Raw genomic sequence first — 21,796 nt, 5'->3', positions numbered from 1 at the left:
GGTTACGCTGCCGCCGCACGAAGATCGCCACGCATCGCCCCAGCGAGGATCCGGCGGGTCAACCGCGTTGGCTGGACGTCGAGCTCCGTGCGTAGCCGCCGGGCACACAGCCGGTACCAGCCGTGCACCCGGCCGAGGTGACCAAGGCGAGCATGCATGATCATCAGCGTCTGGTACGCGCCCTCCGCGCACGGATCAATCTCCACCATGCGCTTGCTCGCCTCGATGACTCTGGAATAGTCGTTGTCCCGCAAAGCTTCTGTGCTGATCTGCCGTAACGAGTGCAGGACGAGCGTCTTGCACCACTCGCGGTGTTCCACGACCCAATCGGCGTGGTCGCCGGGCAGGAAGTCACCCGTGTACAGCTCCGCGACGCGTTGGTGCTGTCCCGTGTTGGCGTACCTGGCGAGCTGTTCGAAGTCGATCACCACATCCCGTGCGGTCAGCCGGTAGTGACCGTTTTCGTGCTCGATGGTGAAGCCCTGGTGTGCGGCCAGGATCTTGCGGACAGCGTGCATCGCGACCTTCAGTGAGCTCGACCGCGGTGAGACCGCTCGCCCCGGCCACAGCACTTCGCACAAGCGGTTCCCCGACGCGAATCTGTCCCGGTTGACCAGCAGGTACTGGAACAGGCTGCGGGCTTTGCCCGCGCGCCAGGTGCGCACCGGCCTGCCGTCGATGACGAACGAGAACTCGCCAAGGCAGCGGATTTCCATGGTCCCTCCTCGAAAAACTCGACCCGGTGGGACCTTGCCGGGCCTGCCGTCACGCGGCCGTGACCGCGTCGGCGTACTGAGTCCGGTAAAGCAGTGCGTACCTGCCGTTTTTCGCCAGCAGTGACTCATGAGTGCCGCGTTCGGCGATCCTGCCGCCGGCGATCACGAGGATCTGGTCGGCCGCGCGGATCGTGGACAGCCGGTGGGCGATCACGATGGACGTGCGACCGTTCAACGCATCCGTCAGAGCTTCCTGGACCGCGGCCTCAGAGGCCGAATCGAGATGCGCGGTGGCTTCGTCGAGAATCACCACACTCGGACGGGACAGCAGGATTCGTGCGATGGTCAGGCGTTGCCGCTCGCCGCCGGACAGCCGGTAGCCTCGCTCGCCGACGACGGTGTTCAACCCGTCCGGCAACGATCGCACCACTGTGGCCAGTCGAGCGCGGTGGAGGGCGTCCCAGAGTTCTTCGTCGGTCGCGTCCGGGCGGGCGTAGGCCAGGTTGGCGCGGATGGTGTCGTGGAACAGGTGTCCATCCTGCGTGACGACACCGACGGTGGACCGCAGCGAGTCGAAGCTGAGATCCCGGACGTCCACGCCGGAAAGCCGGACGGCGCCACTGTCCACATCGTACAAACGAGGTACCAGAGCGGCGATGGTCGACTTGCCCGCCCCCGACGAGCCGACCAACGCGACCATTTGCCCGGGTGCGGCCCGGAAGCTGATGCCGTGCAAGACTTCCTCGCCGTCGTGCCGGTCGAAGGACGTGACCTCTTCCAACGACGCCAGCGAAACGTCGGCAGCAGCGGGGTAGGAGAACCGGACCGCGTCGAAATCCACGGCGACCTCCCCGGCGGGAACGGCACGGGCACCGGGCTTCTCGTTGATCGCCGGAGGCAGGTCGAGCACCTCGAAGACCCGCTCGAACGACACCAACGCCGTCATCACGTCCACCCGTACGTTCGCCAGCTGGGTCAGCGGCGTGTAGAGCCTGACCAGCAGCAACGCGAGGGTGACGATTGTGCCTGCGGCGAGTTCCCCGGACAGCACCAGATATCCGCCGACTCCGTACACCAACGCCTGAGCCAGTGCGGAAACCAGCGTCAGGCTGGTCAGGAACCACCGGGTCAGCATCGCGGTCCGTACGCCGATGTCACGCACCCGCCCGGCTCGCCGGCCGAACTCGTCGGCCTCGATCGTGGGCCTGCCGAACAGCTTCACCAAGGTCGCGCCCGGTGCGGAGAACCGTTCGGTCATCTGGGTGGTCATCGCGGCGTTGTGATCGGCCGCTTCGCGTTGCAGCCCGGCCATCCGGCGGCCCAGCTTGCGCGCCGGGACGATGAAGATCGGCAGCAGGACCAGTGACAGCACAGTGACCTGCCATGACAGCGTCATCATCACCGCGACCGTCAGCACGAGCTGGATGACGTTCGTGACCACGCCGGACAGCGTGGACGTGAACGCCCGCTGCGCGCCGATGACGTCCGTGTTGAGCCTGCTGACCAACGCACCCGTCCGGGTCCGGGTGAAGAACGCGACCGGCATCCGTTGCACGTGCTCGAAAACGGCCCGCCGCAGGGCATAGATCAACGCCTCGCCGATGTTCGCCGAATGCCAGCGTTCCGCCAGACCGATGGCCGCGCTGGCGATCGCGACTCCGGCGATCGCGATCGCGAGCCAGACGACAACCGCGAAATCGCCGCCGTTGACGATGGTGTCCACGACGCGCCCGGCGAGCAACGGCGTGATCAGCAGCAATACCGCGGCGACCACAGTGAGCAGCAGGAAGACGACGATCCGTCGGCGCAGCGGGCCTGCGAACCGGAAAACCCGCCGGACCGTGCCTTTGCGTAACCCTTTCGGCGTGGTCGCGGCGTTCATCGCACCACGCATGATCCTGTCAGTCCCGTTCATTCCCGGGACGCTAGGACCGGGTGGTTAGCCGCTGGTTATCCGCCGAGCTCCTTGGCCCGGCCGGTGAGCACCCTCGTGACGTTGTCCCGGAACGAAGCCGAGTCGTTCGAGTGCGGGAACTCGACGTCCGGCACGTCGACACCGAGGAACGCGCAGAGCGGTTCCCACCCCTGGCTGACCTCGTACACCAGCAGACGGGACTTCTCCACGCCCGCTCGTACGTCCGCGTTGTGCTTGTTGAACACCGCGATCATGTCGGCTTCATCGAGATCGCGCCGGAATCCACGGCCGGCCATCGCGTCGGAGAAGGGCTGCAGCAAGGCGGCCAGGTGCTCGTCGATGTTCTCGTTGCGGATCGGGTTGAGGATGGTGGCGCGGGCGCTGTCGTACCACTCCTTCGGGTCGCGCACGCTGAGCAGCACCTTTGCCGAGGGGTAGAGGTCCATCATCTCGCGCCACAGCAGGCAACCGGGGAAGTCCAGCGTGGCCCGGTACTCGCTCAACAGGCCGGGCAGGACGCTGGGGTCACCGTTGAGAGCCGCGGTCCACCCGACCGTGGTGTCGGGCTGTTTGAGGACTTCGCTCATGTGGTGGCAAGGGTCGTACTCGAGCAGCTCCAGTGCCCGTTTCAGCGAGGCCGTCCCGGTCCGGCCGAAGCCCGCTCCGATGATCTCGACCATGCGCACCCGTCCTTGTCAGAGCCGCTGCGGAGAGATCTTGACGGTACCTGGCGGCCACGGCGGAGATCCACATCTTGACGCCGTTTGACGGGATGAGGAGTCATCCGGATGTGACAGGGAAGGGGTACATTCCCTGTCACATCGCCGGTTCGACGTCCACGCGAAACATCCCAGACCGACCAGAAGGGCCACGCTGATGCGCTACCTGATGATGACCATGCGGGACGAGAACCAGGGCACGCCGGACGAGAAGCTGTTCGAGGAGATGGACAAGTTCGTCGCCGAGCTGTCCGCAGCGGGCGTCATCGTCGCCGCTGGCGGGCTCGACCAGAACGGCATGCAGATCGTCCAGCGGGACGGCGAACTGGTCGTAACCGACGGCCCGTACGCCGAAGCGAAAGAGACCGTCGGCGGCTTCGCGTTGGTCGACGTCCGGTCCAAAGAGGAGATGCTGGAGATTGCGCGCCGGTCCTTCGCCATCGGCGGTGACGGCGTCTGCCGGGTGCACGAGGTGTTCCTGTGACCGACGCCCACCGGCTGATCGACGCGGTCTGGAAGCTGGAGGCCGCGAAGATCATCGGCGGGCTGACCCGGCTGGTGCACGACGTCGGACTGGCCGAAGAGCTGGCGCAGGACGCACTCGTCGCCGCGTTGGAGCAGTGGCCGGAGTCAGGCGTCCCGGACAATCCGGGCGCCTGGCTCACGGCCGTCGCCAAACGCCGGGCCGTCGACCACATCCGGCGCGCCAAGCTGGCCGAAAGCAAACAGGCCGAGCTGGTCAAGGACAGCGCGCAGCCGCAGGAGGACGACGTCCTGCGGCTGATGTTCATCACCTGCGATCCGATCCTGCCTGCCCGTGACCGAGCCGCGTTGACCCTGCGGCTGCTCGGCGGGCTGAGCCCGGCGGAGATCGCGCGGGCGTTCCTGACGACCGAGCTGGACATCACGCACCGCATCGCCACAGCGAAACGAACCCTGGCCGAGCACGAACGGTCGAGGACCGCCGACATCCCCGCGGTCCTCGAAGTGATCTACCTGATCTTCAACGAGGGCTACTCGGCCACCTCCGGCGACGACCTGATGCGGCCGGGACTGTGCCTGGAAGCGTTGCGGCTCGGCCGAATGCTGGCCGCTCTCGTGCCGCGGGAGGCCGAAGTGCACGGCCTGGTCGCGCTGATGGAGATCCAAGCGTCCCGGCAGGCCGCGCGGACCGGGCCGTCCGGTGAGCCGGTCCTGCTGCACGAGCAGGACCGTGACCGCTGGGATCCGCTGCTGATCCGCCGTGGGTTCACCGCGATGCTGCGTGCCAGGGACATCGGTGGCACACCGGGTCCTTACGTGCTGCAAGCCGCGATCGCGGTGTGCCACGCACAGGCCAAGACCGCCAAGGACACCGACTGGGTCCAGATTTCCAATCTGTACACGGCTTTGGCCGGGTTGCTGCCCACGCCGGTCGTGCAGCTCAACCGTGCGGTCGCGTTCGGCAAGGCGTACGGCGCCGAAGCCGGGCTGGCGATGGTCGACAAGCTGGTCGACGATCCGGCGCTGCGGAACTACCACTTGCTGCCCAGCGTCCGGGGCGACCTGCTCGAGCAACTCGGGCGGCATCCGGAAGCCCGGCTGGAGTACGAACGGGCCGCGGCGCTGACCAACAACGCCGCCGAACGTGCCTTTCTGTTGCGGCGTGCGGGATCGATCGCGGTCGTGACAGCTGGGCCCACTTTGGGTGAGGCCAGCGCGGAATTCCTGGCGCGCACGGATTTGGACGCGGCCACACTTCGTTCGTACGGCCAGACTCTGCGCCGGCTGTGCCGGTCGTTGGGGGAGCAGCTGCCGCTGGAATCACTGAATGCCGATCAGGTCGCCCGGGTTTTCGCGACAGCGTGGCCGAACGCGGCGCCGAAAACGTGGAACCGGCATCGCTCGGCGATCCGGTCTTTCGGTGCGTGGGCCGCCTTGCCCGATTTGGACACACGGCTGGACCGACGGGCTGAACCGTCAACGCAGCCAACGACTTTGGCACCGTCTCAGCTGGAGATGGTGTGGGGCCTTGAGGTCGCAGTGCGGGAACGGACTTTGTGGCGGCTGCTACACGAATCCGGCGCTGCGGTGACAACGGTGTTGTCGTTGAACGTCGAAGACCTCGACATGGCCGACCGGCGCGCCCGGGCCGACGGGTCGTGGGTCACCTGGCGTTCTGGAACAGCGAAATCGTTGCCACAGCTGGTTGCTGGACGCACTCGCGGCCCGTTGTTCCTTGCTGACCGCAAACCTGTGCCCGCCCGGATGCCCGCCACCGCTGATCTGTGTCCGGAAACCGGACGCGGCCGGCTGTCCTATCCCCGTGCCGAGTACCTGTTCAAGCAAGCCACGAGGCCATTGGATCCCCGTGGCGTCGGATACACACTGAAACAGCTGAAAGCGGGCAACCGGGCCCGGCCCGAGGCGTCCCCCAGATAGAGATCCACAGCTGGGAGGGCACCATGGGCAGCCGCTATCTTTTTCTGACCAGGCACGGCGAAGCGCTGCCCGACGAGACAACACTGACCGAGGCCGGTTGCCGGCAGGCGACGCAGCTCGGTCAACGACTGAAACAGGTGCCGCTCGACGCGGTGTACCACGGACCCCGCAGCAGGACGGAACAGACGGCGAAGCTGATCGCCGAGCAGGTGGGCGACGTGCCGGTGCAATCGGTGGAGGCCGCGGGCGACTACATCCCCTATGTACCCACGCGGGATGAGTTGCCGGAGGACTCGGCGGACGTCCTGCTCAGTTTTCTGAGCCAGTTCACCATCCTGGAACGTCAGCGCGGCGCCAAACTCGTCAAAGAGGCCACCGCCCTGTTCACCGGCCCGGTCGACGGCGGCCAAGACCGCTACGAGCTGCTCGTCACCCACAACTACCTGGCCGGATGGCTGGTCAACCAGGCGCAGGGGTCGCCGGCGTGGCGGTGGCTGGCGCTCGACCACGCCAACGCGGCACTGACCATCATCCGCTACACGCCGGAACGCGCTCCCTCGTTGCTGGTGTTCAACGACATGGGTCATCTGCCCGCTGACCTGCGGTGGACCGGGTTCCCGGGAGAATTTCAGCGGTTGGCCTAAAAGTGCTCAGTTGATGAGCACTTTGACTCGGAGGATGAAAGCAACCGAGTCAAAGGAGTCAGCGATGTTGCGAGGACTTGCCACCGTCACAATCTGCGCGCAGGACGTGCCAGCCGCTGTGGCCTGGTACAGCGAGGTATTCGGGATCAAGCCGTACTTCGAGCGCGAGGTCGACGGCAAGGTCGCTTACGTGGAGTTCCGCGTCGGCGACTACGAGCACGAATTCGGCATCATGGACGCGAAGTTCTCGCCGAGCGACCGCGACCAGCCGGGTGGTGCGATCGTCTACTGGCACGTGGACGACGTCCACGCGGAGTTCGACCGCCTGATCGAACTCGGTGCCAAGGTGTACATGCCGGTGATCGAACGCGGGCCCGGGTTCGTGCCCGCGTCCGTGGTCGACCCGTTCGGCAACATCCTCGGGATCATGTACAACCGGCACTACCTGGAGATCCTGGGATGAGCACGTTCTACGCGAGCAGCACAGCGCAGTGGCGGGCGTGGCTGGCCGAGAACAGCGACTCGGCCAAGGAAGTCTGGCTGATCCTGCACCACAAGGACAGCGCGACGCCCAGCCCGCGCTACCACGAGGCGATCGAACAGGCACTGTGTTTCGGCTGGATCGACAGCCACCACCGCAAGCGCGACGCGACCAGTTCGCAGCTGCGCTTCAGCCCGCGGACCACCCGCAGTTCGTGGAGCCAGCTCAACCGTGACCGCGCGGCACGCATGATCGCGCAAGGCCAGATGACGCCACGCGGCCAGGCCCTGATCGATCACGCCAAAGCCAACGGCACATGGGACGCGCCGGCAGTGCCGGACGACCTGCGGGAGCTGCTGGACGGCAACGAAAGCGCACGGGAGAACTTCGAGAAGTTCCCGCCGTCGTCGAAACGGCTGATCCTCGACTGGATCGGATCGGCGAAAAAAGCGGAAACCCGGCAGCGCCGAATCGGCCGGACAGTGGAACTCGCCGCGCGGAACATCCGGGCAAACCACCCGTCACAACCGAGTTTACGGCCCGCAGTGCAGCAGGCCAGGTAATTTCGCGCAGTGTCGGTTGCCGTCGATTCGCGGTGGGCGTTGAGTTATTCCTGACGGGCGTGTCGTCCCGTCAGGAATGAGGTTCGGCGAATGAAGTTCAGAAAACTGGTTCCAGTGGCGGCCATTACCCTTTCATTGGCGGCTGGCGTGCTCGCCGCGCCATCTGCCCAAGCCATTTCAGGCGGGGTGTCGAGTCGTCGCCCTGAAGGGGCGGTGCAGCTCGCCCACCAAGGCCAGGTCATCTGCGGGGGAACGCTGGTGTCGCAGCGTTTCGTCGTCACAGCAAGGCATTGCTTCTACGACGACAAGGGCAACGAACTGCCGCTTGGCCAGTTCCAGGTCAATGTCGGCAACCACGTACGAGGGCAGGGTGAACACTTCGGCGTCTGCCGGAAGTACGCCAGAATAGGGGTTGTCACGGGTGGCGACCAGGCGCAAGGAGCATTCTCGGACATCATGGTCATCCAGCTGAACAGGAATGTCGGGCAGACCAACCAAATCGTCGGTTACAGCGGCAGCCGTCCCGTGATCGGCTCGACGGTCTCGATCAGAGGATGGGGACAGTCCGGTGATCTGCGGGTGGCGAATATGCGGGTGAACGCGTTCAACGTCAAGATCGACGCCGTTCCCGACGGGATGGAACTGCGCCAGGCGACGGGTATCTCCCAGAAGGGTGATTCCGGCGGCCCGGTGCTGCAGGGCGGGAAGCTGGTCGGGGTCATCTCCGAAGGGGAGAGCAACCCGCCCGGCACCATCGCGGTGGAGGTCGCCCGATACCACGACTGGATCGCCCAGACGCTGCAAAGCAGGCTCTGCTGAAACGCTCTGCTGAAACGGCGTGACCGCGAAGCCCTGCCCTCGCTGTCACCGCTGGGCTGAATAAGGTGTGCCATGGCCTTTCGCACGCTGATGTTCGCCACTTTGCTGGCATTCACGTTGGTCGCGCCGCCCGCGGTCGCGGCGCCTCAGGGCACCCTTTCCATCGCCAAAGCGCGTACCCAGCCGTTAGGCACCGTTGTCACCGTCAGCGGGACCGTGACCACGCCGTCCGGAGCCTTCGAGTCCAGCTTCTTCGACAAGGGCTTCGGTTTGCAGGACGGCAGTGCGGGCATCTACATCAGCACCGCCGACAACTTGGGCGCCAACCCGGGCAGGCGCGCGAAAGTCACCGGCACCCTGCGTGACAGCTTCGGCTTCCTGATCCTCGTGCCGACCGAGGTCGATCTGGGCCGCACCGGCCCGCAGGTGCACGCGCGCTGGTCGGCCACGAAGGCGGTGGGGGAGAAGAGCGAAGGGCTGCTCCTGCGGGTCGCCGGCAAGATCACCCAGGGCCCGCTCAACGACTTGCCCTACGGCTACAAGTTCTGGATCAGCGACGGTTCCGGTGAGGTGCAGATCTTCGTCAACACGCAGACCGGCATCGACGTCTCCACGCTCAAGCTCGGCCAGGTCGTGCTGGCGACCGGGCTGAGCGGGCAGTTCGAGACCCACTACGAGGTGCTGCCGCGTTCGCCGAAGGACCTCATGGTCTTCGGCTGAACGAAGACGGGCGCGACTGCCGGAGAGAAGACAGTCGCGCCCGTCGCGGGAGAAGGACAGGAAGTCAGGAACGCACCAGCCGGGCGATGGCCTCGCTGGCTTCCCTGACCTTTTCCTCGGCGTTCTCGCCGCCCTGTGCGATCGCCTCGGCGACACAGTGCTTGAGGTGCTCGTCCATCAGCCCGAGCGACACCGCCTGCAATGCCTTGGTGGCGGCCGAGATCTGGGTGAGCACGTCGATGCAGTACTCGTCGTTCTCGACCATTCGCTGCAGTCCGCGGACCTGTCCCTCGATCCGCCGCAGCCGCTTGAGGAACGCTTCCTTGTCCCCGGTGTATCCCCGCATGTCCTTCTCTCCCTCGCTCACACCCGGTCACCCAGCTTACCCCTTACCGGTACCTGGGTGGCCCTGATCAGCGCGAACACGTCAGCGGAAGCGGCGCAGCCGCAGGCTGTTGCTCACAACGAACACCGAGCTGAACGCCATCGCGGCGCCCGCGATCATCGGGTTGAGCAGTCCGGCCATCGCCAGCGGCAGTGCCGCGATGTTGTACGCGAAGGCCCAGAACAGGTTGCCCTTGATCGTCCCGAGTGTCCGCCGGGCCAGCCGGATCGCGTCGACGGCGGCCAGCAGGTCGCCACGGACCAGCGTCAGGTCGCTCGCCTCGATCGCCACGTCGGTACCGGTCCCCATGGCCAGGCCGAGGTCGGCCTGTGCCAGCGCGGCCGCGTCGTTCACGCCGTCGCCGACCATGGCCACCACGCGGCCTTCGGCCTGCAGCTTGCTGATCACGTCGACCTTGTCCTTCGGCAGGACCTCGGGGATCACCTCGTCGATGCCGACCTGGGCGGCGATCGCCTTGGCCGCGGCCGAGTTGTCCCCGGTGAGCAGGACCGGCTTGAGCCCCAAGGCCCGTAGCCTGGTCACTGCCTCGGCGGACGTCGGCTTGACCGTGTCGGCGACGACGAAAACCGCCCTTGCCTCGCCGTCCCAGCCGACCGCGACCGCGGTCTGGCCGTCCTTCTCCGCGTCGGACTTGGCCGCCGCCAAGCTCTCCGGCAGCTTCTGGCTCCAGTCATCGAGCAACGCCGTCCGCCCGGCGATGACTACCTGGCCGTCGACAATGCCTTGCACGCCAAGGCCTTCGATGTTCTTGAAGTCCTCGACCGCGGGCAGATCACCGAGTTTGTCGGCCGCCGCCCGCGCGATCGCCTGTGCGATGGGGTGTTCGGACGCGCTCTCCACCGCTCCGGCCAGTCGCAGGGCTTCCTCGTCGTCGACGCCTTCGGCGACGTGAATGTCCACAAGCGACATCTGACCGGTGGTCACCGTGCCGGTCTTGTCCAGAACGACGGTGTCGATGCGTCGAGTGGACTCCAGCACCTCAGGGCCCTTGATCAGGATCCCGAGCTGCGCGCCTCGGCCCGTGCCGACCAGCAGCGCCGTCGGCGTGGCCAACCCGAGTGCACACGGGCACGCGATGATCAGGACGGCAACGGCAGCGGTGAACGCTGCCGCGGTCGTACCGCCCGCGCCCAGCCAGAACGCCAACGTGCCGACAGCCAGCGCGATCACGATCGGCACGAACACCCCGGAGATCCGGTCGGCCAACCGCTGCACGTCGGCCTTACGTGTCTGCGCGTCCTCCACCAGCTTGGCCATCTGCGCCAGCTGCGTGTCCGACCCGATCCGCGTCGCACGCACGACCAGCCGTCCGCCCGCGTTGACCGTCGCGCCCACGACCTTGTCACCCGGCCCGACCTCGACCGGAACGGACTCACCGGTCAGCATGCTCGCGTCGACAGCGGAGCTGCCTTCCTCGATCACGCCGTCGGTCGCGATCTTCTCGCCAGGCCGGACCACGAACCGGTCGCCGACAGCGAGCGTGTCGATCGCAACGCGCACCTCACGGCCGTCGCGCAGGACGGCCACGTCCTTCGCGCCGAGTTCGAGCAGCGCTCGCAGCGCCGCGCCGGCCCGTCGCTTGGACCGTGCTTCGAAGTACCGGCCCGCCAGGATGAACGTGGTCACGCCCGCCGCGACCTCGAAGTAGATATTGCCGTCGCCGCTCATCCGCTCGATGGTCAGCTCGAACGGATGCGTCATCCCCGGCACGCCCGCGGTGCCCCACAGCAGTGCGTACAACGACCACGCGAACGCGGCCAGTGTGCCCATCGAGATGAGCGTGTCCATGGTGGCCGCGCCGTGCCGCAGGTTCTGCCACGCTGCGCGGTGGAACGGCCATGCCGCCCAGACCAGGACCGGTCCGGCCAACGCCAGCGAGATCCACTGCCAGTACGTGAACTGCAACGCCGGGATCATCGCGAGCGCGATCACCGGCACGGACAGGACGACCGAGCCGATCAGCCGCTGCCGCAACGACCGCAACGGGTCGCCTCCGGTCTCTTCGGGGTTTTCCAGCTCTTCCGGCTGCGGCAGGGTCGCGGAGTACCCGGCGGCCTCGACCGTCTGCACGAGCACACTGGGGTCAACCTCGGCAGGGAAGGTCACCTTGGCCTTCTCCGTCGCGTAGTTGACCGTCGCGGTCACACCGTCGAGCTTGTTCAGCTTGCGCTCGATGCGGTTGGCGCACGAGGCGCACGTCATGCCACTGATGGCCAGTTCGATCTGCTGACCGGTGGCGACATCTGATGTCACGGAATCCTCCCTGGTCAGTGGCCGTGGCCGTCGTTGGCGTGCCCCGGTTGCGCGGGCTGGGCGGGCTGGGCAGGTGCAGCGAAGCCGTCAGTTGACACGGTGAAGTCCGCGGTCCGGACCTTGCCCTCGTGCTGGAAGTCCAGGAACAGCCGGTACGTGCCGCTGGACGGGACCTCGGCGTAGAAGGTTATGCCAGGTCCGGCCGATGTCTTGCCGTCGCCGGGCGTGCCGTCCGGGTGGACGTGCAGGTAGGCGAGATCGCCGGTGCGCAGTGCGACCAGATGTCCGTATGCGCCCAGGTACGGCTGCAAATCGGTGACGTCCTGGCCGTTCTTGCGGACCGTCAGCATGACCTTGGACGACTGGCCTGCAACCAGCGTGCCGTCCAGCTTGACCTCGTAGTCATCGACATTGGATACCCGGAAGTCGCGGTACGTCACCGGCTGGAAGGTGCCCGGAGCGGCCAGGTCGACGCCGAGTGTGAGCTTGCTGCCGCCGGTCGGCTTGAAATCGGCGAACGCCCGGTAACTGCCGGCCTGGGTGAGCGTCAGCGGGACGCTCCACGTGCCGTCCGGAGCCATCTCCGGGTGCACGTGCTGGAATCCCGCGAGGTCACGGCGTACGACGATCAAGTGCATCCGCTTGTCGTGCTCGACGTCGAACGCGGTGAGGGCGGTCCCGTCACTCTTGGTGATCTTGAAGCTGAACGGAGTGGTGGCTCCCGTGCTGAACGTGGTGCTGGACGGCTGGAAGAGGTAACCGTCCTTGGCCGACGCCAGGCCAGCGGGATCCTCGGAGCTCGCCGCGACAGTGCCGCTGTGGGAATCCGTGTGGGCGGAAACGGCGGGAGTGCCCGCCGCGTCGCCGACCGGTCCGACAGCAGTGCCGATCGCCCAGGCGCCACCGGCGACCAGGACGAGCGCCGCACCGTAGGCGGTGAGCCTCGTGGCTGTGTTCATCATCAGTCCTGTTCTCGGGCTGAGTAGCGGTCAGCGGCCTGGTTGGTCCCAGCTTACCCCCTACCCGTATGCCGAACCGACGTGGCCGTGGTCATGTTTATACCCCCTGGGGGTATCGGTGGGCAAGGGGTGTCCACATGTGGACCTGGACATGCCTCATGCTCGAAAGCGGCATTGAGGCTGATACTCGGCCCACGGAATGGTCAGTCGTGCTGCATGCCCGGCGTGGGAAAAGGCAAAAGCGCCTCGCCAGCCCTAGGTTGGTGACGGGGCTGGCAGGTACTGCTCGGGGATCGCGAACGCGTCGACCAGCGTGCGCGCGTACTGCCGCAGCGATTTGCACAGGGCGTTGACCTCGGCGGTCACCTTCTTGGAGCGTGCCGTGGTGATCCGGCCGTGTTCGAGGAACCAGCCGCGATCGGCCTCGATGGACGCCAGCGCGTAGAGGTCGCAGACCTGCTCCAACAGCGCCTTGACCTCCTCGTCCGCGCAGTTGTCGATGGCGGCGACGAACGCGTCGAAGACCAGCCGGTCGATGTGCACGCGTCCGGCGAGCAGGACGTGGTCCTGCGCGTCGTTGAACACGTCGAACGGATCGGTGTCCGACGATGCCGCCGCGCGCAGGCGACGGGCGAGGCCTTCGAGAACGTGCTGCTCACGGTCCTCGAACAGGCTGCGGTGCCAGTCGCGGGAGCGGACGTCGTCGTCGAATCGCGATATGACCTGTCGCGCGGCGATTCGTTCGAGTACCGCGCCCATCAGCTGCTCGGCAACCAGGCGGGCGGTGGCCAACGGGCTCAGGTCGGCGAAGTTGTCGCGGTAGTCGGTCAGCAGTCCTTTCGCGACCAGCTGGAGCAGAACGGTGTTATCACCTTCGAACGTGGTGAACACGTCCGTGTCCGCCTTCAACGCGGGCAACCCGCTGTCGGCGAGGTAGCCCGCGCCGCCGCAGGCCTCGCGTGCCGTTTGGATGGTGCTCGTGGCGTGCCAGGTCGCCACGGCCTTGATCCCAGCCGCTCGGGATTCCAGTTGCCGCTGGGCAATGGGGTCCGGCTCAGGGGCGCTTTGCACGTCACCCAACATGCCGACCAGTTCGTCCTGTGCGAAGTGCAGCGCGTAGGTCCTGGCCAGCGGGATGAGCAGTTTACGTTGGTGGGCGAGGTAATCCAGCAATGGGATCTCAGTGTCCGAGTCCGGTTTGCGGAACTGGCTGCGGCTTTCCGCACGACGGACCGCGATCGTCAACGCGCGTTGCGAAGCGCTGTTCGCGGCGCCCGCGACGCTGATCCGCCCACGCACCAGCGTGCCGAGCATGGTGAAGAACCGGCGGCTGTCGCTCTCGATCGAACTGGTGTACGCACCGTCGTCGGTGACGTCGCCATATCGGTTGAGCAGGTTCTCTTTCGGAATGCGGACGTGGTCGAACCACAGCCTGCCGTTGTCCACACCGTTCAGTCCGGCTTTCGGTCCGCAGTCCCCGATGCGCACGCCTGGCACCGGTCGGCCCGCAGCGTCCCGGATGGGCACAAGGAACGCGTGCACGCCGTACGACCGGTCTTCGACGATGAGCTGTGCGAACACCACGGCCATCCGCCCGTCGCGGGCGGCGTTGCCGATGTAGTCCTTACGCGCGGCGTCGTCCGGAGTGTCCACAACGAATTCGCCGTTGTCGTACCGCGCTGTGGTCCTCAGGTGCTGGACGTCGGAACCGTGCCCGGTCTCGGTCATCGCGAAACAGCCGGGCAGGTCGAGGGACATGATGTCCGGCAGGTACTTCGCGTGGTGCCGTTCGGTGCCGAGCATCTGCACGGCCCCGCCGAACAGTCCCCACTGGACACCTGCTTTGACCATCAGCGACAAGTCGCCGTAGCCGAGCATCTGGAACGACACGACCGAGCCGCCGATGTCGCCTTCGCCGCCGTACTGCTTGGCGAAGCCGAGCCGGGGATGCCTGGTCGCGGCCAGTTCCCTGAGCTGATCGAACACCAGGGCGCGGTGCGTGTCGACGTCCAGCCCGATCGTGTCGGCCAACTTCGCGTCGGTCATCCGTTCCCGCAGCTCACGGCGCAATTCCTGGTGCCGGCCGTCGAGCACTTCGGTGACCCGCGCAGGTTCGATCATGGTTTCGGTTTACCCGACTGTAGCCGCACTACACGTCATATCCTGGCGGCATGTGCCGGAACATCACCACATTGCGTGGTCTGGAGCCCGCCGCGACGCCCGCGGAGATCGAAGCGGCCGCGCGCCAGTACGTGCGCAAGGTCAGCGGCGTCCAGTCGGTGTCGGATGCCACGCGTGAGGCGTTCGAAGCTGCCGTCGCCGAGGTCACCGCGACGACCACCCGCCTGCTGGAAGCGCTGCCCGCGCGACGGCAGCCGCCGACCACTGTGCCGCCGCTGCGTCGGCCAGAGGTCCAAGCGCGACTGGCGGCCAAGGGGAAGTCTTCGTAGCGAGGTCGCCGGGGGACTGCACCTTTCACCACCCCGGCGACCCCGTCGAGGAACCGCGACCCGGGCCATCGACGTCGCGGTTCCGTCGTGCATGGGCGTCCAAACCGCCACCACGCCTATCTGCGATCCGGACTTACTCGGCTCGCCACAGAGAGGGAGCCGATGGCGGCTCCCATCCTTGCTGCGCCGTATGGGTTTGCAGGCACACATAGCCAAGCCCGCTGTACGTCACGCGAGCGCCAGCGGTGTATGCCGTACCTGCTGCCCACGTGCCGCTGCCAGGCGGCGGGGTTGTGGTCGGCGGGTTCTGGGGCACGTTGAGCACGAAGTCGAAAGCGGCCTCACGTCCGCCGCCCACGTTCCGCACGGTCATCAGCAGCCGTGGATCGAACAGCGCATCCGTGTTGTTGCGCGGCTCGCCGGGGAAGTACAGCTGCGTCGTGAGCACCGGACGGTTGGGTGCCTGCACCTTCACGTGAATATGCCTGGTACGACCCGGGTACAGGCCGGGCACGATCGTGGTGAGTGAGAAGGCGCCTTGCGCATCGGTGAACTGGTGGCCGCGGAAGCGGTAGCCGACGTTGTCGTAGGCGCCGTTGTTGTCAGCCTGCCAGAAGTCCAGCAGAACATTGCTCAACGGCAAGCACTTCAGCCCGAACACGTACCCGGTCACCTTGAGCGGGGTGCCGGCCGTGCCGGGCTGGACCAGCGAGTTGCGGCGGGGCGAATTCGGCTTGAAGTAAGGGCCTTCCATCTGCGGCGGGGTCGGGTCGTCGCCGTCGTCACAAGCAGGAGTGAGTGGTGGGGTGCCGGTCGTGGTGCGGGCGAGTGCAGGGACCGCGACGATGGCGGCGGGCACGGCGACGCCTGCGGCGAGCGCGGCCCGCAGCACCGTCTTCCGGCTGGGAAGGTTGTCCATGCCTGCTCCTTATGGGCGCGTGGGACACTGACAACGAACCTAGGTAGGCGGTTGCTCGCTGACGATGGACTGGTGCGGCCAGTCATGGTGTTTTTCCCGGAAGTCGCCAGGGCTGTCGCCGGTCTCCCGCCGGAAGAACCGGCAGAAATAGGCGGAGTCAGCGAACCCGATCCGGCGCGAGATCTGCCGCACGGTGAGATCGGTCCTGATCAGCAGCCGTTTCGCCTCACGGATGCGCGCCTCACGGATGAGCTGCGAAGGCGTACGGCCGATAGCGTTCTTGACGACATCGGTGAGATAACCCGGCGTGACCCCGATCTGATCGGCGTATTCGCGCACGGTCCACAAGTCGGTCTGCGCGGTCAAAGCAGCGAACTTCTGGGCGACGGCATGCGCCCTGGCCGGGCTCGGCCCAGGAACTTCGGTGAGCCGTGCGGCCCGGGAGACGATGACGTGCAGAAGTGCGCGTAGCACGGACTCGGTGCCGTCCTGGAACTCCTGGTGCAGCTCGGCGATGAGCGTCTGCATCCGGTCGTGGGACGCCTTGTCGAGGCTGAGCCACGGCCGTTCGCTCAACCGCCTGAGCAATTCCCGGTCAGCCGGATGGTCGACGAGGAAGTCGTCGGTGAAGAGGGTGACGAACCCGTCGAGGTCCTGTGCGTTCTCCCAGTGGTGCACCTGCCCCGGGACGATTACACAAAGGTGTGGCGGTCGCAGCTGCCACCGGGCGAGGTCGACGACATGCGTGCCGGTCCCGCCGGTGACGTACACGATCTCGTGAAAGGTGTGCCGGTGCGGGAAAGGGGCGCGGGAAAGCGGCCCGATGGAGTCGAACGTCCCCATCGCGAACGGCATGGCGTCCGCGACTTCGAGCCGGTGGATCGGCGGCTCGCCATTGCGTGGGGCGAGGCAGGGGGTTCCGGGCGGAACCGTCGTACCACGCATGTCAGTCCTCCCGTCATCGCGAGGTCCAGACCAATTATGCGCAGACGTGGCAACAGTTCAGGCCAAGCCAAACAGGCTCCGAGCGGGGCGACGTCAGTGTTCGCCGAGGGCGCACACACTATGGATGAGAGTTGTGCGCACCGAACCTCGATCGCAGCGCAGTCAAGGATTGACCTTTGCGGCTCGCAGGTGCTTACTGTCCGGATCGTGAAGTTCGGGTCAGGAGGTGCTCATGGCCGGTATCGATCCTCGAACCCAGCAATCTGAGTTTCCGCTGGGGGTGAGCCGTCCGCCGCTGGACGTCGCCGATCTTCCCCAACCGGAGGAGGTCTTCAAGGTAAGCAAGCTCGGCCCGCTCCAGGTCATCCAGTTCGTCATCGGTCCCAGCCTGATCGCGCTGGGCATCTCGATCGGCAGTGGGGAGTGGTTGCTCGGGCCGCAGGCGGTCGGGTCGTTCGGTTTCATCGGCATCGGGTGGGTCATCACCGTCTCCGCTGTCCTGCAGACCTTGTACAACATCGAGATCGCCCGCTACGTCCTGGCCACCGGCGAGGTGCCGATCGTCGGGTTCGGACGGGTCCCACCCGGGTGGAAGCTCTGGGTTCCGTTATCCCTCATCGTGTTCTACTTCGCGTTCATCTTCGGTGGTTGGGCCGCTGGTGCCGGGCAGGGGCTGTTCGCGTTGTTCGCGGGGCGGGTGCACCGGCCCGACGAGCTGGAGTACGTGCGGCTGCTGGGTATCGGGTTGCTGCTCGTCGTCTTCCTGATCACCGCGCTGGCCCGGAAGGTCTCCAGGGCGCTCGAGCTGGCGAACTGGGTCATCGTCGGCACCCTGTTGCTCGTCCTGATCGTTGTCACGATCGCGATCGTTCCTGGCAATGTCTGGTGGGACGGTGTCGCGGGCCTGGTGACGCCCGCCGCGCCACCGGAAGGCATCACCGCCACTCAACTCGGGGCGCTCGCCGGGTTCACCGCTCTGGCGTCCGGCTTGAACTGGTACGCGATGAGCCACTATCGCGACAAGGGCTACGGCATGGGCCACCGGGTGGGGTTCATCTCCGGGATGCGGGGCGAACGCAAGGAGATCAAGCCGGTTGGCGTGACTTTCCTTGATACGCCTGAGAACACCGCGTTGTGGAAGCGGTGGTACCGGCTTCTGCGGCTGGACATGTGGGGTGTGTTCTTCGCCGGCGCGATGATCGGCATGCTGTTGCCGACCATCCTGATGTCCCACCTGGTGGCGACCTCCGGAGTGGCGCCGACGGCCGCGAACGTCCCGACGTACACAGCGGAACAGCTTGGTCAGCAATACGGACCAGGCCTGTTCTACCTGATGCTGCTGGTCGGTGTGCTGATCCTGTTCTCGACACAGCTGGGCATCTTCGAGGCGTTGGTCCGGAACTTCACCGACGCCGTGCACGCGACCAGTCCGAAGCTGCGGGCCCGCATCGAAGGTGACCCGAGGCGCTTCTACTACCCGTTCATGTTGCTGCTGCTCGTTGTCATCGCGTTCGCGATCCACCTCGCGCTGCCGGTGGAACTCGTGCAGATCTCGGCCAACATGTCCAACCTGGGCGCCCTGATGTTCCCGTTCGCGTTGATGTACCTCAACAGCAGGCTGCCGAAGGCCGCCCGGCCACGGGCTTGGCACTACGTCATATTGGTGCTGAACGTCCTGTTCTTCGGGTTCTTCTTCGTGAACTTCGTGTACGAGTTCCTCACTGGGACCGCCTTGGTGCGGTTCTGACCTACGACGGCAGCAGGCCGAGGCCGGGGCGGTGGTGCGACCGCCCCGGTCCACTGAGGACTTAGGGCCACGGGTCCAGCTCGCGCTGCCGGGAGAACGTGACCCCTGAGTGGTCGCGTCCGGCGAGCCACGCGGCGATCTCGCGTGGATCGCCGGATACGCGGACCGGTTCGCCCTCGCCCAGCACCCGATCCGGCAGAATGACGCTCACACCGGACGGGACGCGTGGGGACAAGAAGCCGATGATGTAATCGCAGAACTCCGGCGACCAGTCGACACGCCCGAGGTCGAGATCCGCACTGTGGATCTCGACCTCACGCCACCGGGCGAGCACGGTGCCTTCGAGTGTTCCGTCCCGGTACGTCACCGGACGTGCCCAGTCGTCCGGACCCACTGCGGCCCAGGCTGTTTCGAGCTCTTTCGCAGACTGGACGACGTCGTCGGCCAGGGCGCTGGCCGGGCGGCCGGATCCGGCTTCGATGGCCGCGGCGCGGCTGGGCAAGCCGCCATCGTACATGTCGACCAGCTTGCCGTCCAGGGCGTATTCCGTTTGGCGTTTCAGTGCCTTCGCGTGTTCGGCCAGATGCGTCAGCACGTGCCCGCGTGACCAGCCCGGTAACGCCGAGGCGGCTCGTGCCTGGTCGTCGGTGAGACCGGTGATGAGGTCGGCAAGGCGGGCGTGGCCAGCCGAGATGACATCGAGGTTCACGGCCATAGCAGCGTTCGCTCCCATTCGTCGTCGGTCGAGGTGTATCGCAGTCGCGTGTGGTCACGGCCCGGATCGCCCTGCCAGAACTCCACTTCCTGGCCGACGACGCCGTACAGCGTCCATTCCGGACATTCAGGCGGCGGTTCGGTCCGGCTGAGCACAGTGCGGCGTTCTTCCGCGTTGGCCAGCGGCTTGCTTTGGTTCCCCAGCGCGGCGACGGTCCGTGCGGACTCGGAGCGTTCGAGGAAATCCCGTGCGCTGTCCGCGCTGCTTGCCGTGATCACGGCGCCGCGGACCCGGATCTGGCGTCCGAGCGTGGGCCAGTAGAACGTGAGTGCCGCGTACGGCGTGGCGGTGAGCTGTGTTCCCTTCGGACTCAAGGAGTGCGTGGCGAACCACCAGACGGCGCCGGTGAGGTCCTTCAGGATCAATGTCCGGGCATCCGGGCGGCCGTGCGCGTCCACGGTCGACAAGGTCATTGCGTGCGGCTCGCGCAGGCCGGCGTCGATCGCGTTCTCGAGCCACGACTGGAACAGCGCAGCTGGGTTCGCCGGTGCTTGGGAGGTGTCGAAGGCCGGTAAGGGTGCGGCCAGGGACGGCAGGCCCCGGAGCGTCGACCTAATGGAGTTCGTCACCAAGCTCATTAGCCGACCGTATCTCACATGGGGTCGTCCGGGGAAGTCCATTAGACTCTGGCCATGGCCTCACTCGCCCTGCAGCTGGCGTCGACGATCAGGCACGACGGCCACGGCGGCGTGGCGGACGACCTGGACACTGAGGAAGGTTTCCGCGAGTGGGTACGCGAGCACGTCGGAAGCAACGTCGACGGGGACCGCGAGCAGGTCGTCGCGCTGCGGCGCGCAGTCCGGTCACTGTTCGCGCACGCCGTCAAGCCCGGTGAGCCGAGCAAGGCCGACGCCAACAAGCTACTGGACCCACAGGTCGCCTTGGCGCAGTTGAACGCAGCCGCGGGTACCGTGCGGCCGCGGCTGGAGTGGCCGCAAGGCGGCGAGCCCGTCATGCGATACGACGACAACGGGTTGCTCTCGACCTTGGCGCGAGCCGCGATCGAGTTCCTGGCCGGCGATGAGCGGGCCCGGCTGCGGGCATGTCCGGCGCCGCGGTGTGTGCGGTACTTCGTCAAGGATCACCCGCAGCAGGAGTGGTGCAAGCCGTCGTGCGGCAACCGGGCCCGGGTGGCGCGCTACTACAAGCGCAAGATCGAATCGGTTTAGTTCCATCCCGGCCAGGGCAGCCCGAACCTGTGGACAGTGCGCGGAATTCGGTGCCCCGGCTGTTGCGTGTCACAGCCGCGTTGAGTTGGCGGGTCGTGGCCGTGGCGGCGGCGTTGTACGTTCTCGGTCACGTCGTGGGTTTTCTCGCGCCAGTGGTCGTGCCGCTTGCGATCGCGTTGCTGCTGGCCGCTTTGCTGGCGCCCGCGGTCTCGTTGTTGGTACGGCACCGGGTCCCGCGTGGCTTGGCTGTCACGCTGGTCATCATCGGCGGTCTGGCCATCTTCGGCGGGTTGCTGACTTTTGTGGTCACCACTTTCGTCAACGGCCTTCCCGCACTGCGCACCCAGCTTTCGCAGAGCCTGGAGACCATTTCGAACTGGCTGACCAACGGCCCGCTGCATTTGAGCGACGCCCAGTTGCGGAAGTTCCTCGACGGGATCGTCACGGCCGTGGCCGGAAGCCAGAACGAGATCACGACCGGGGCGTTGAACACCGCGCTGACCATCGGCGAACTCCTCGCGCAGATGCTGCTGGTGATCTTCTCGCTGATCTTCCTGCTGTACGACGGCCCGGGCATCTGGGGCTTCCTGATGCGTGGCGTGCCCAACGGCCACCGCACCCGAGTGGACGTCGCCGGACGCCGTGGACTGGCCGCGCTCGTCAGCTACGTGCGGGCCACTGTCGCAGTGGCCACAGTGGATGCTGTGGGTATCGGCATCGGGTTGTTCGTGCTCGGTGTCCCGTTGGCGTTTCCGTTGTCGGCGTTGGTGTTTCTCGGCGCGTTCGTACCCATTGTCGGTGCGGTTGTGGCGGGCGGCGTGGCAGTGTTGATCGCTTTGGTGGCCAACGGCCCGCTCAACGCGCTGATCCTGCTCGCCGTCGTGATCGCCGTACAGCAGTTGGAAGGGCACGTGTTGCAGCCGTTGTTGCTCGGCCGGGCGGTGAAGCTGCATCCGCTCGCCGTCGTCCTGGTGATCTCCGCTGGTGTCGTGACAGCTGGAATCACCGGGGCGCTGCTCGCGGTTCCGTTGCTTGCCGTGCTGAACTCCGGGATTCGATCGTTGCGCAGCGACGCCGACGAGCACGTCAAACCGGAGGACGTGCGGACCAGCGAGCCGGAGGAGTCCGGCCCGGATGAGCCGGATCTCGACACGCACAAGGCTCCATAGGGCCGT

22 protein-coding genes are annotated in these 21,796 nt (G+C 66.4%); 11 read left to right on the top strand and 11 right to left on the bottom strand.

Annotated elements, in window-relative coordinates; translation table 11 throughout:
• Window positions 1–2: 2 nt before the first annotated feature.
• Genes B9C43_RS09190 through B9C43_RS09180 form a run of 3 tightly spaced genes read right to left on the bottom strand, consistent with a single transcriptional unit; the run spans window position 3 to window position 3,311 of the window.
• Complete coding sequence (locus B9C43_RS09190; protein ID WP_160096422.1) at window positions 3–716, bottom strand: AfsR/SARP family transcriptional regulator; 714 nt, start codon at window positions 714–716, stop codon at window positions 3–5.
• 49 nt (window positions 717–765) lie between these two features.
• Window positions 766–2,631, bottom strand: coding sequence for an ABC transporter ATP-binding protein (locus tag B9C43_RS09185; RefSeq protein ID WP_084425452.1), 1,866 nt, complete (start codon window positions 2,629–2,631; stop codon window positions 766–768).
• A 35-nt stretch (window positions 2,632–2,666) separates the two neighbouring features.
• Window positions 2,667–3,311: a sulfotransferase family protein gene (locus tag B9C43_RS09180; protein ID WP_084425451.1), complete on the bottom strand. Its 645-nt coding sequence runs from the start codon at window positions 3,309–3,311 to the stop codon at window positions 2,667–2,669.
• A gap of 196 nt (window positions 3,312–3,507) precedes the next feature.
• Here B9C43_RS09180 and B9C43_RS09175 point away from each other — a divergent pair, with 196 nt between their 5' ends.
• The 7 genes from B9C43_RS09175 (at window position 3,508) to B9C43_RS09145 (ending at window position 8,998) form a co-directional block, all read left to right on the top strand.
• Window positions 3,508–3,834: a YciI family protein gene (locus tag B9C43_RS09175; RefSeq protein WP_033387256.1), complete on the top strand. Its 327-nt coding sequence runs from the start codon at window positions 3,508–3,510 to the stop codon at window positions 3,832–3,834.
• Complete coding sequence (locus B9C43_RS59925) at window positions 3,831–5,771, top strand: DUF6596 domain-containing protein (RefSeq protein WP_084425450.1); 1,941 nt, start codon at window positions 3,831–3,833, stop codon at window positions 5,769–5,771. Before B9C43_RS09175 ends, B9C43_RS59925 begins: the two co-directional genes overlap by 4 nt.
• A gap of 23 nt (window positions 5,772–5,794) precedes the next feature.
• Window positions 5,795–6,415: a histidine phosphatase family protein gene (locus tag B9C43_RS09165; protein WP_033387252.1), complete on the top strand. Its 621-nt coding sequence runs from the start codon at window positions 5,795–5,797 to the stop codon at window positions 6,413–6,415.
• Between the two features lie 64 nt (window positions 6,416–6,479).
• Window positions 6,480–6,878, top strand: coding sequence for a VOC family protein (locus tag B9C43_RS09160; protein WP_033387250.1), 399 nt, complete (start codon window positions 6,480–6,482; stop codon window positions 6,876–6,878).
• Window positions 6,875–7,459 (top strand): YdeI/OmpD-associated family protein, encoded by a 585-nt coding sequence (locus tag B9C43_RS09155; RefSeq protein ID WP_084425449.1) that lies wholly within the window; start codon window positions 6,875–6,877, stop codon window positions 7,457–7,459. Before B9C43_RS09160 ends, B9C43_RS09155 begins: the two co-directional genes overlap by 4 nt.
• 90 nt (window positions 7,460–7,549) lie before the next feature.
• The gene (locus B9C43_RS09150) at window positions 7,550–8,278 is read left to right on the top strand and encodes a S1 family peptidase (protein WP_084425448.1); all 729 of its coding nucleotides are present in this window, start codon (window positions 7,550–7,552) and stop codon (window positions 8,276–8,278) included.
• A 72-nt stretch (window positions 8,279–8,350) separates the two neighbouring features.
• On the top strand, window positions 8,351–8,998 hold the full coding sequence (locus B9C43_RS09145; protein WP_033387244.1) for a hypothetical protein: 648 nt from the start codon (window positions 8,351–8,353) through the stop codon (window positions 8,996–8,998).
• Between the two features lie 64 nt (window positions 8,999–9,062).
• Here B9C43_RS09145 and B9C43_RS09140 read toward each other — a convergent pair whose 3' ends face one another.
• The 4 genes from B9C43_RS09140 to B9C43_RS09125 form a co-directional block, all read right to left on the bottom strand.
• Window positions 9,063–9,344, bottom strand: coding sequence for a metal-sensitive transcriptional regulator (locus B9C43_RS09140; RefSeq protein ID WP_033387242.1), 282 nt, complete (start codon window positions 9,342–9,344; stop codon window positions 9,063–9,065).
• Window positions 9,345–9,425: 81 nt separating this feature from the next.
• Window positions 9,426–11,606 carry a heavy metal translocating P-type ATPase gene (locus B9C43_RS09135; RefSeq protein WP_143446249.1) on the bottom strand — a complete coding sequence of 727 codons (2,181 nt, stop codon included), beginning with the start codon at window positions 11,604–11,606 and terminating at the stop codon, window positions 9,426–9,428.
• A 65-nt stretch (window positions 11,607–11,671) separates the two neighbouring features.
• On the bottom strand, window positions 11,672–12,616 hold the full coding sequence (locus B9C43_RS09130) for a hypothetical protein (RefSeq protein WP_084425679.1): 945 nt from the start codon (window positions 12,614–12,616) through the stop codon (window positions 11,672–11,674).
• Between the two features lie 255 nt (window positions 12,617–12,871).
• A complete protein-coding gene (locus tag B9C43_RS09125) occupies window positions 12,872–14,737 on the bottom strand; it encodes an acyl-CoA dehydrogenase family protein (protein WP_084425446.1) in 1,866 nt (621 codons plus the stop codon).
• Between the two features lie 50 nt (window positions 14,738–14,787).
• On the opposite strand from B9C43_RS09125, the gene B9C43_RS09120 reads away from it, so the two are divergent.
• On the top strand, window positions 14,788–15,066 hold the full coding sequence (locus B9C43_RS09120; protein ID WP_037271084.1) for a DUF2277 domain-containing protein: 279 nt from the start codon (window positions 14,788–14,790) through the stop codon (window positions 15,064–15,066).
• Window positions 15,067–15,199: 133 nt separating this feature from the next.
• Here B9C43_RS09120 and B9C43_RS09115 read toward each other — a convergent pair whose 3' ends face one another.
• Window positions 15,200–15,985, bottom strand: a complete 786-nt coding sequence (locus tag B9C43_RS09115) for a dioxygenase family protein (RefSeq protein WP_084425445.1) — start codon at window positions 15,983–15,985, stop codon at window positions 15,200–15,202.
• A gap of 39 nt (window positions 15,986–16,024) precedes the next feature.
• Entirely contained in the window at window positions 16,025–16,930 is a 906-nt protein-coding gene (locus B9C43_RS09110; RefSeq protein ID WP_084425444.1) for a helix-turn-helix domain-containing protein, read from the bottom strand.
• Between the two features lie 232 nt (window positions 16,931–17,162).
• Between B9C43_RS09110 and B9C43_RS09105 the strand changes: the two genes are divergently transcribed.
• On the top strand, window positions 17,163–18,677 hold the full coding sequence (locus B9C43_RS09105; RefSeq protein ID WP_051896510.1) for an Nramp family divalent metal transporter: 1,515 nt from the start codon (window positions 17,163–17,165) through the stop codon (window positions 18,675–18,677).
• 61 nt (window positions 18,678–18,738) lie between these two features.
• On the opposite strand, the gene B9C43_RS09100 is transcribed toward B9C43_RS09105, so the two are convergent.
• Window positions 18,739–19,392: a maleylpyruvate isomerase family mycothiol-dependent enzyme gene (locus B9C43_RS09100; RefSeq protein WP_084425443.1), complete on the bottom strand. Its 654-nt coding sequence runs from the start codon at window positions 19,390–19,392 to the stop codon at window positions 18,739–18,741.
• A complete protein-coding gene (locus B9C43_RS09095; protein ID WP_033387197.1) occupies window positions 19,383–20,030 on the bottom strand; it encodes a pyridoxine/pyridoxamine 5'-phosphate oxidase in 648 nt (215 codons plus the stop codon). The genes B9C43_RS09100 and B9C43_RS09095 overlap by 10 nt, the downstream gene beginning before the upstream one ends.
• Before the next feature lie 54 nt (window positions 20,031–20,084).
• Here B9C43_RS09095 and B9C43_RS09090 point away from each other — a divergent pair, with 54 nt between their 5' ends.
• Window positions 20,085–20,621, top strand: coding sequence for a CGNR zinc finger domain-containing protein (locus B9C43_RS09090; RefSeq protein WP_084425442.1), 537 nt, complete (start codon window positions 20,085–20,087; stop codon window positions 20,619–20,621).
• A 29-nt stretch (window positions 20,622–20,650) separates the two neighbouring features.
• On the top strand, window positions 20,651–21,790 hold the full coding sequence (locus tag B9C43_RS09085; protein WP_327222014.1) for an AI-2E family transporter: 1,140 nt from the start codon (window positions 20,651–20,653) through the stop codon (window positions 21,788–21,790).
• Window positions 21,791–21,796 lie beyond the last annotated feature (6 nt).

This window comes from Kibdelosporangium aridum (assembly GCF_900176515.1).
In the GTDB taxonomy this organism is placed as follows: Bacteria; Actinomycetota; Actinomycetes; order Mycobacteriales; family Pseudonocardiaceae; genus Kibdelosporangium; species Kibdelosporangium aridum.
Note: the sequence above shows the minus strand (reverse complement) of the source record. Positions and strands in the feature narration are given on the sequence as shown.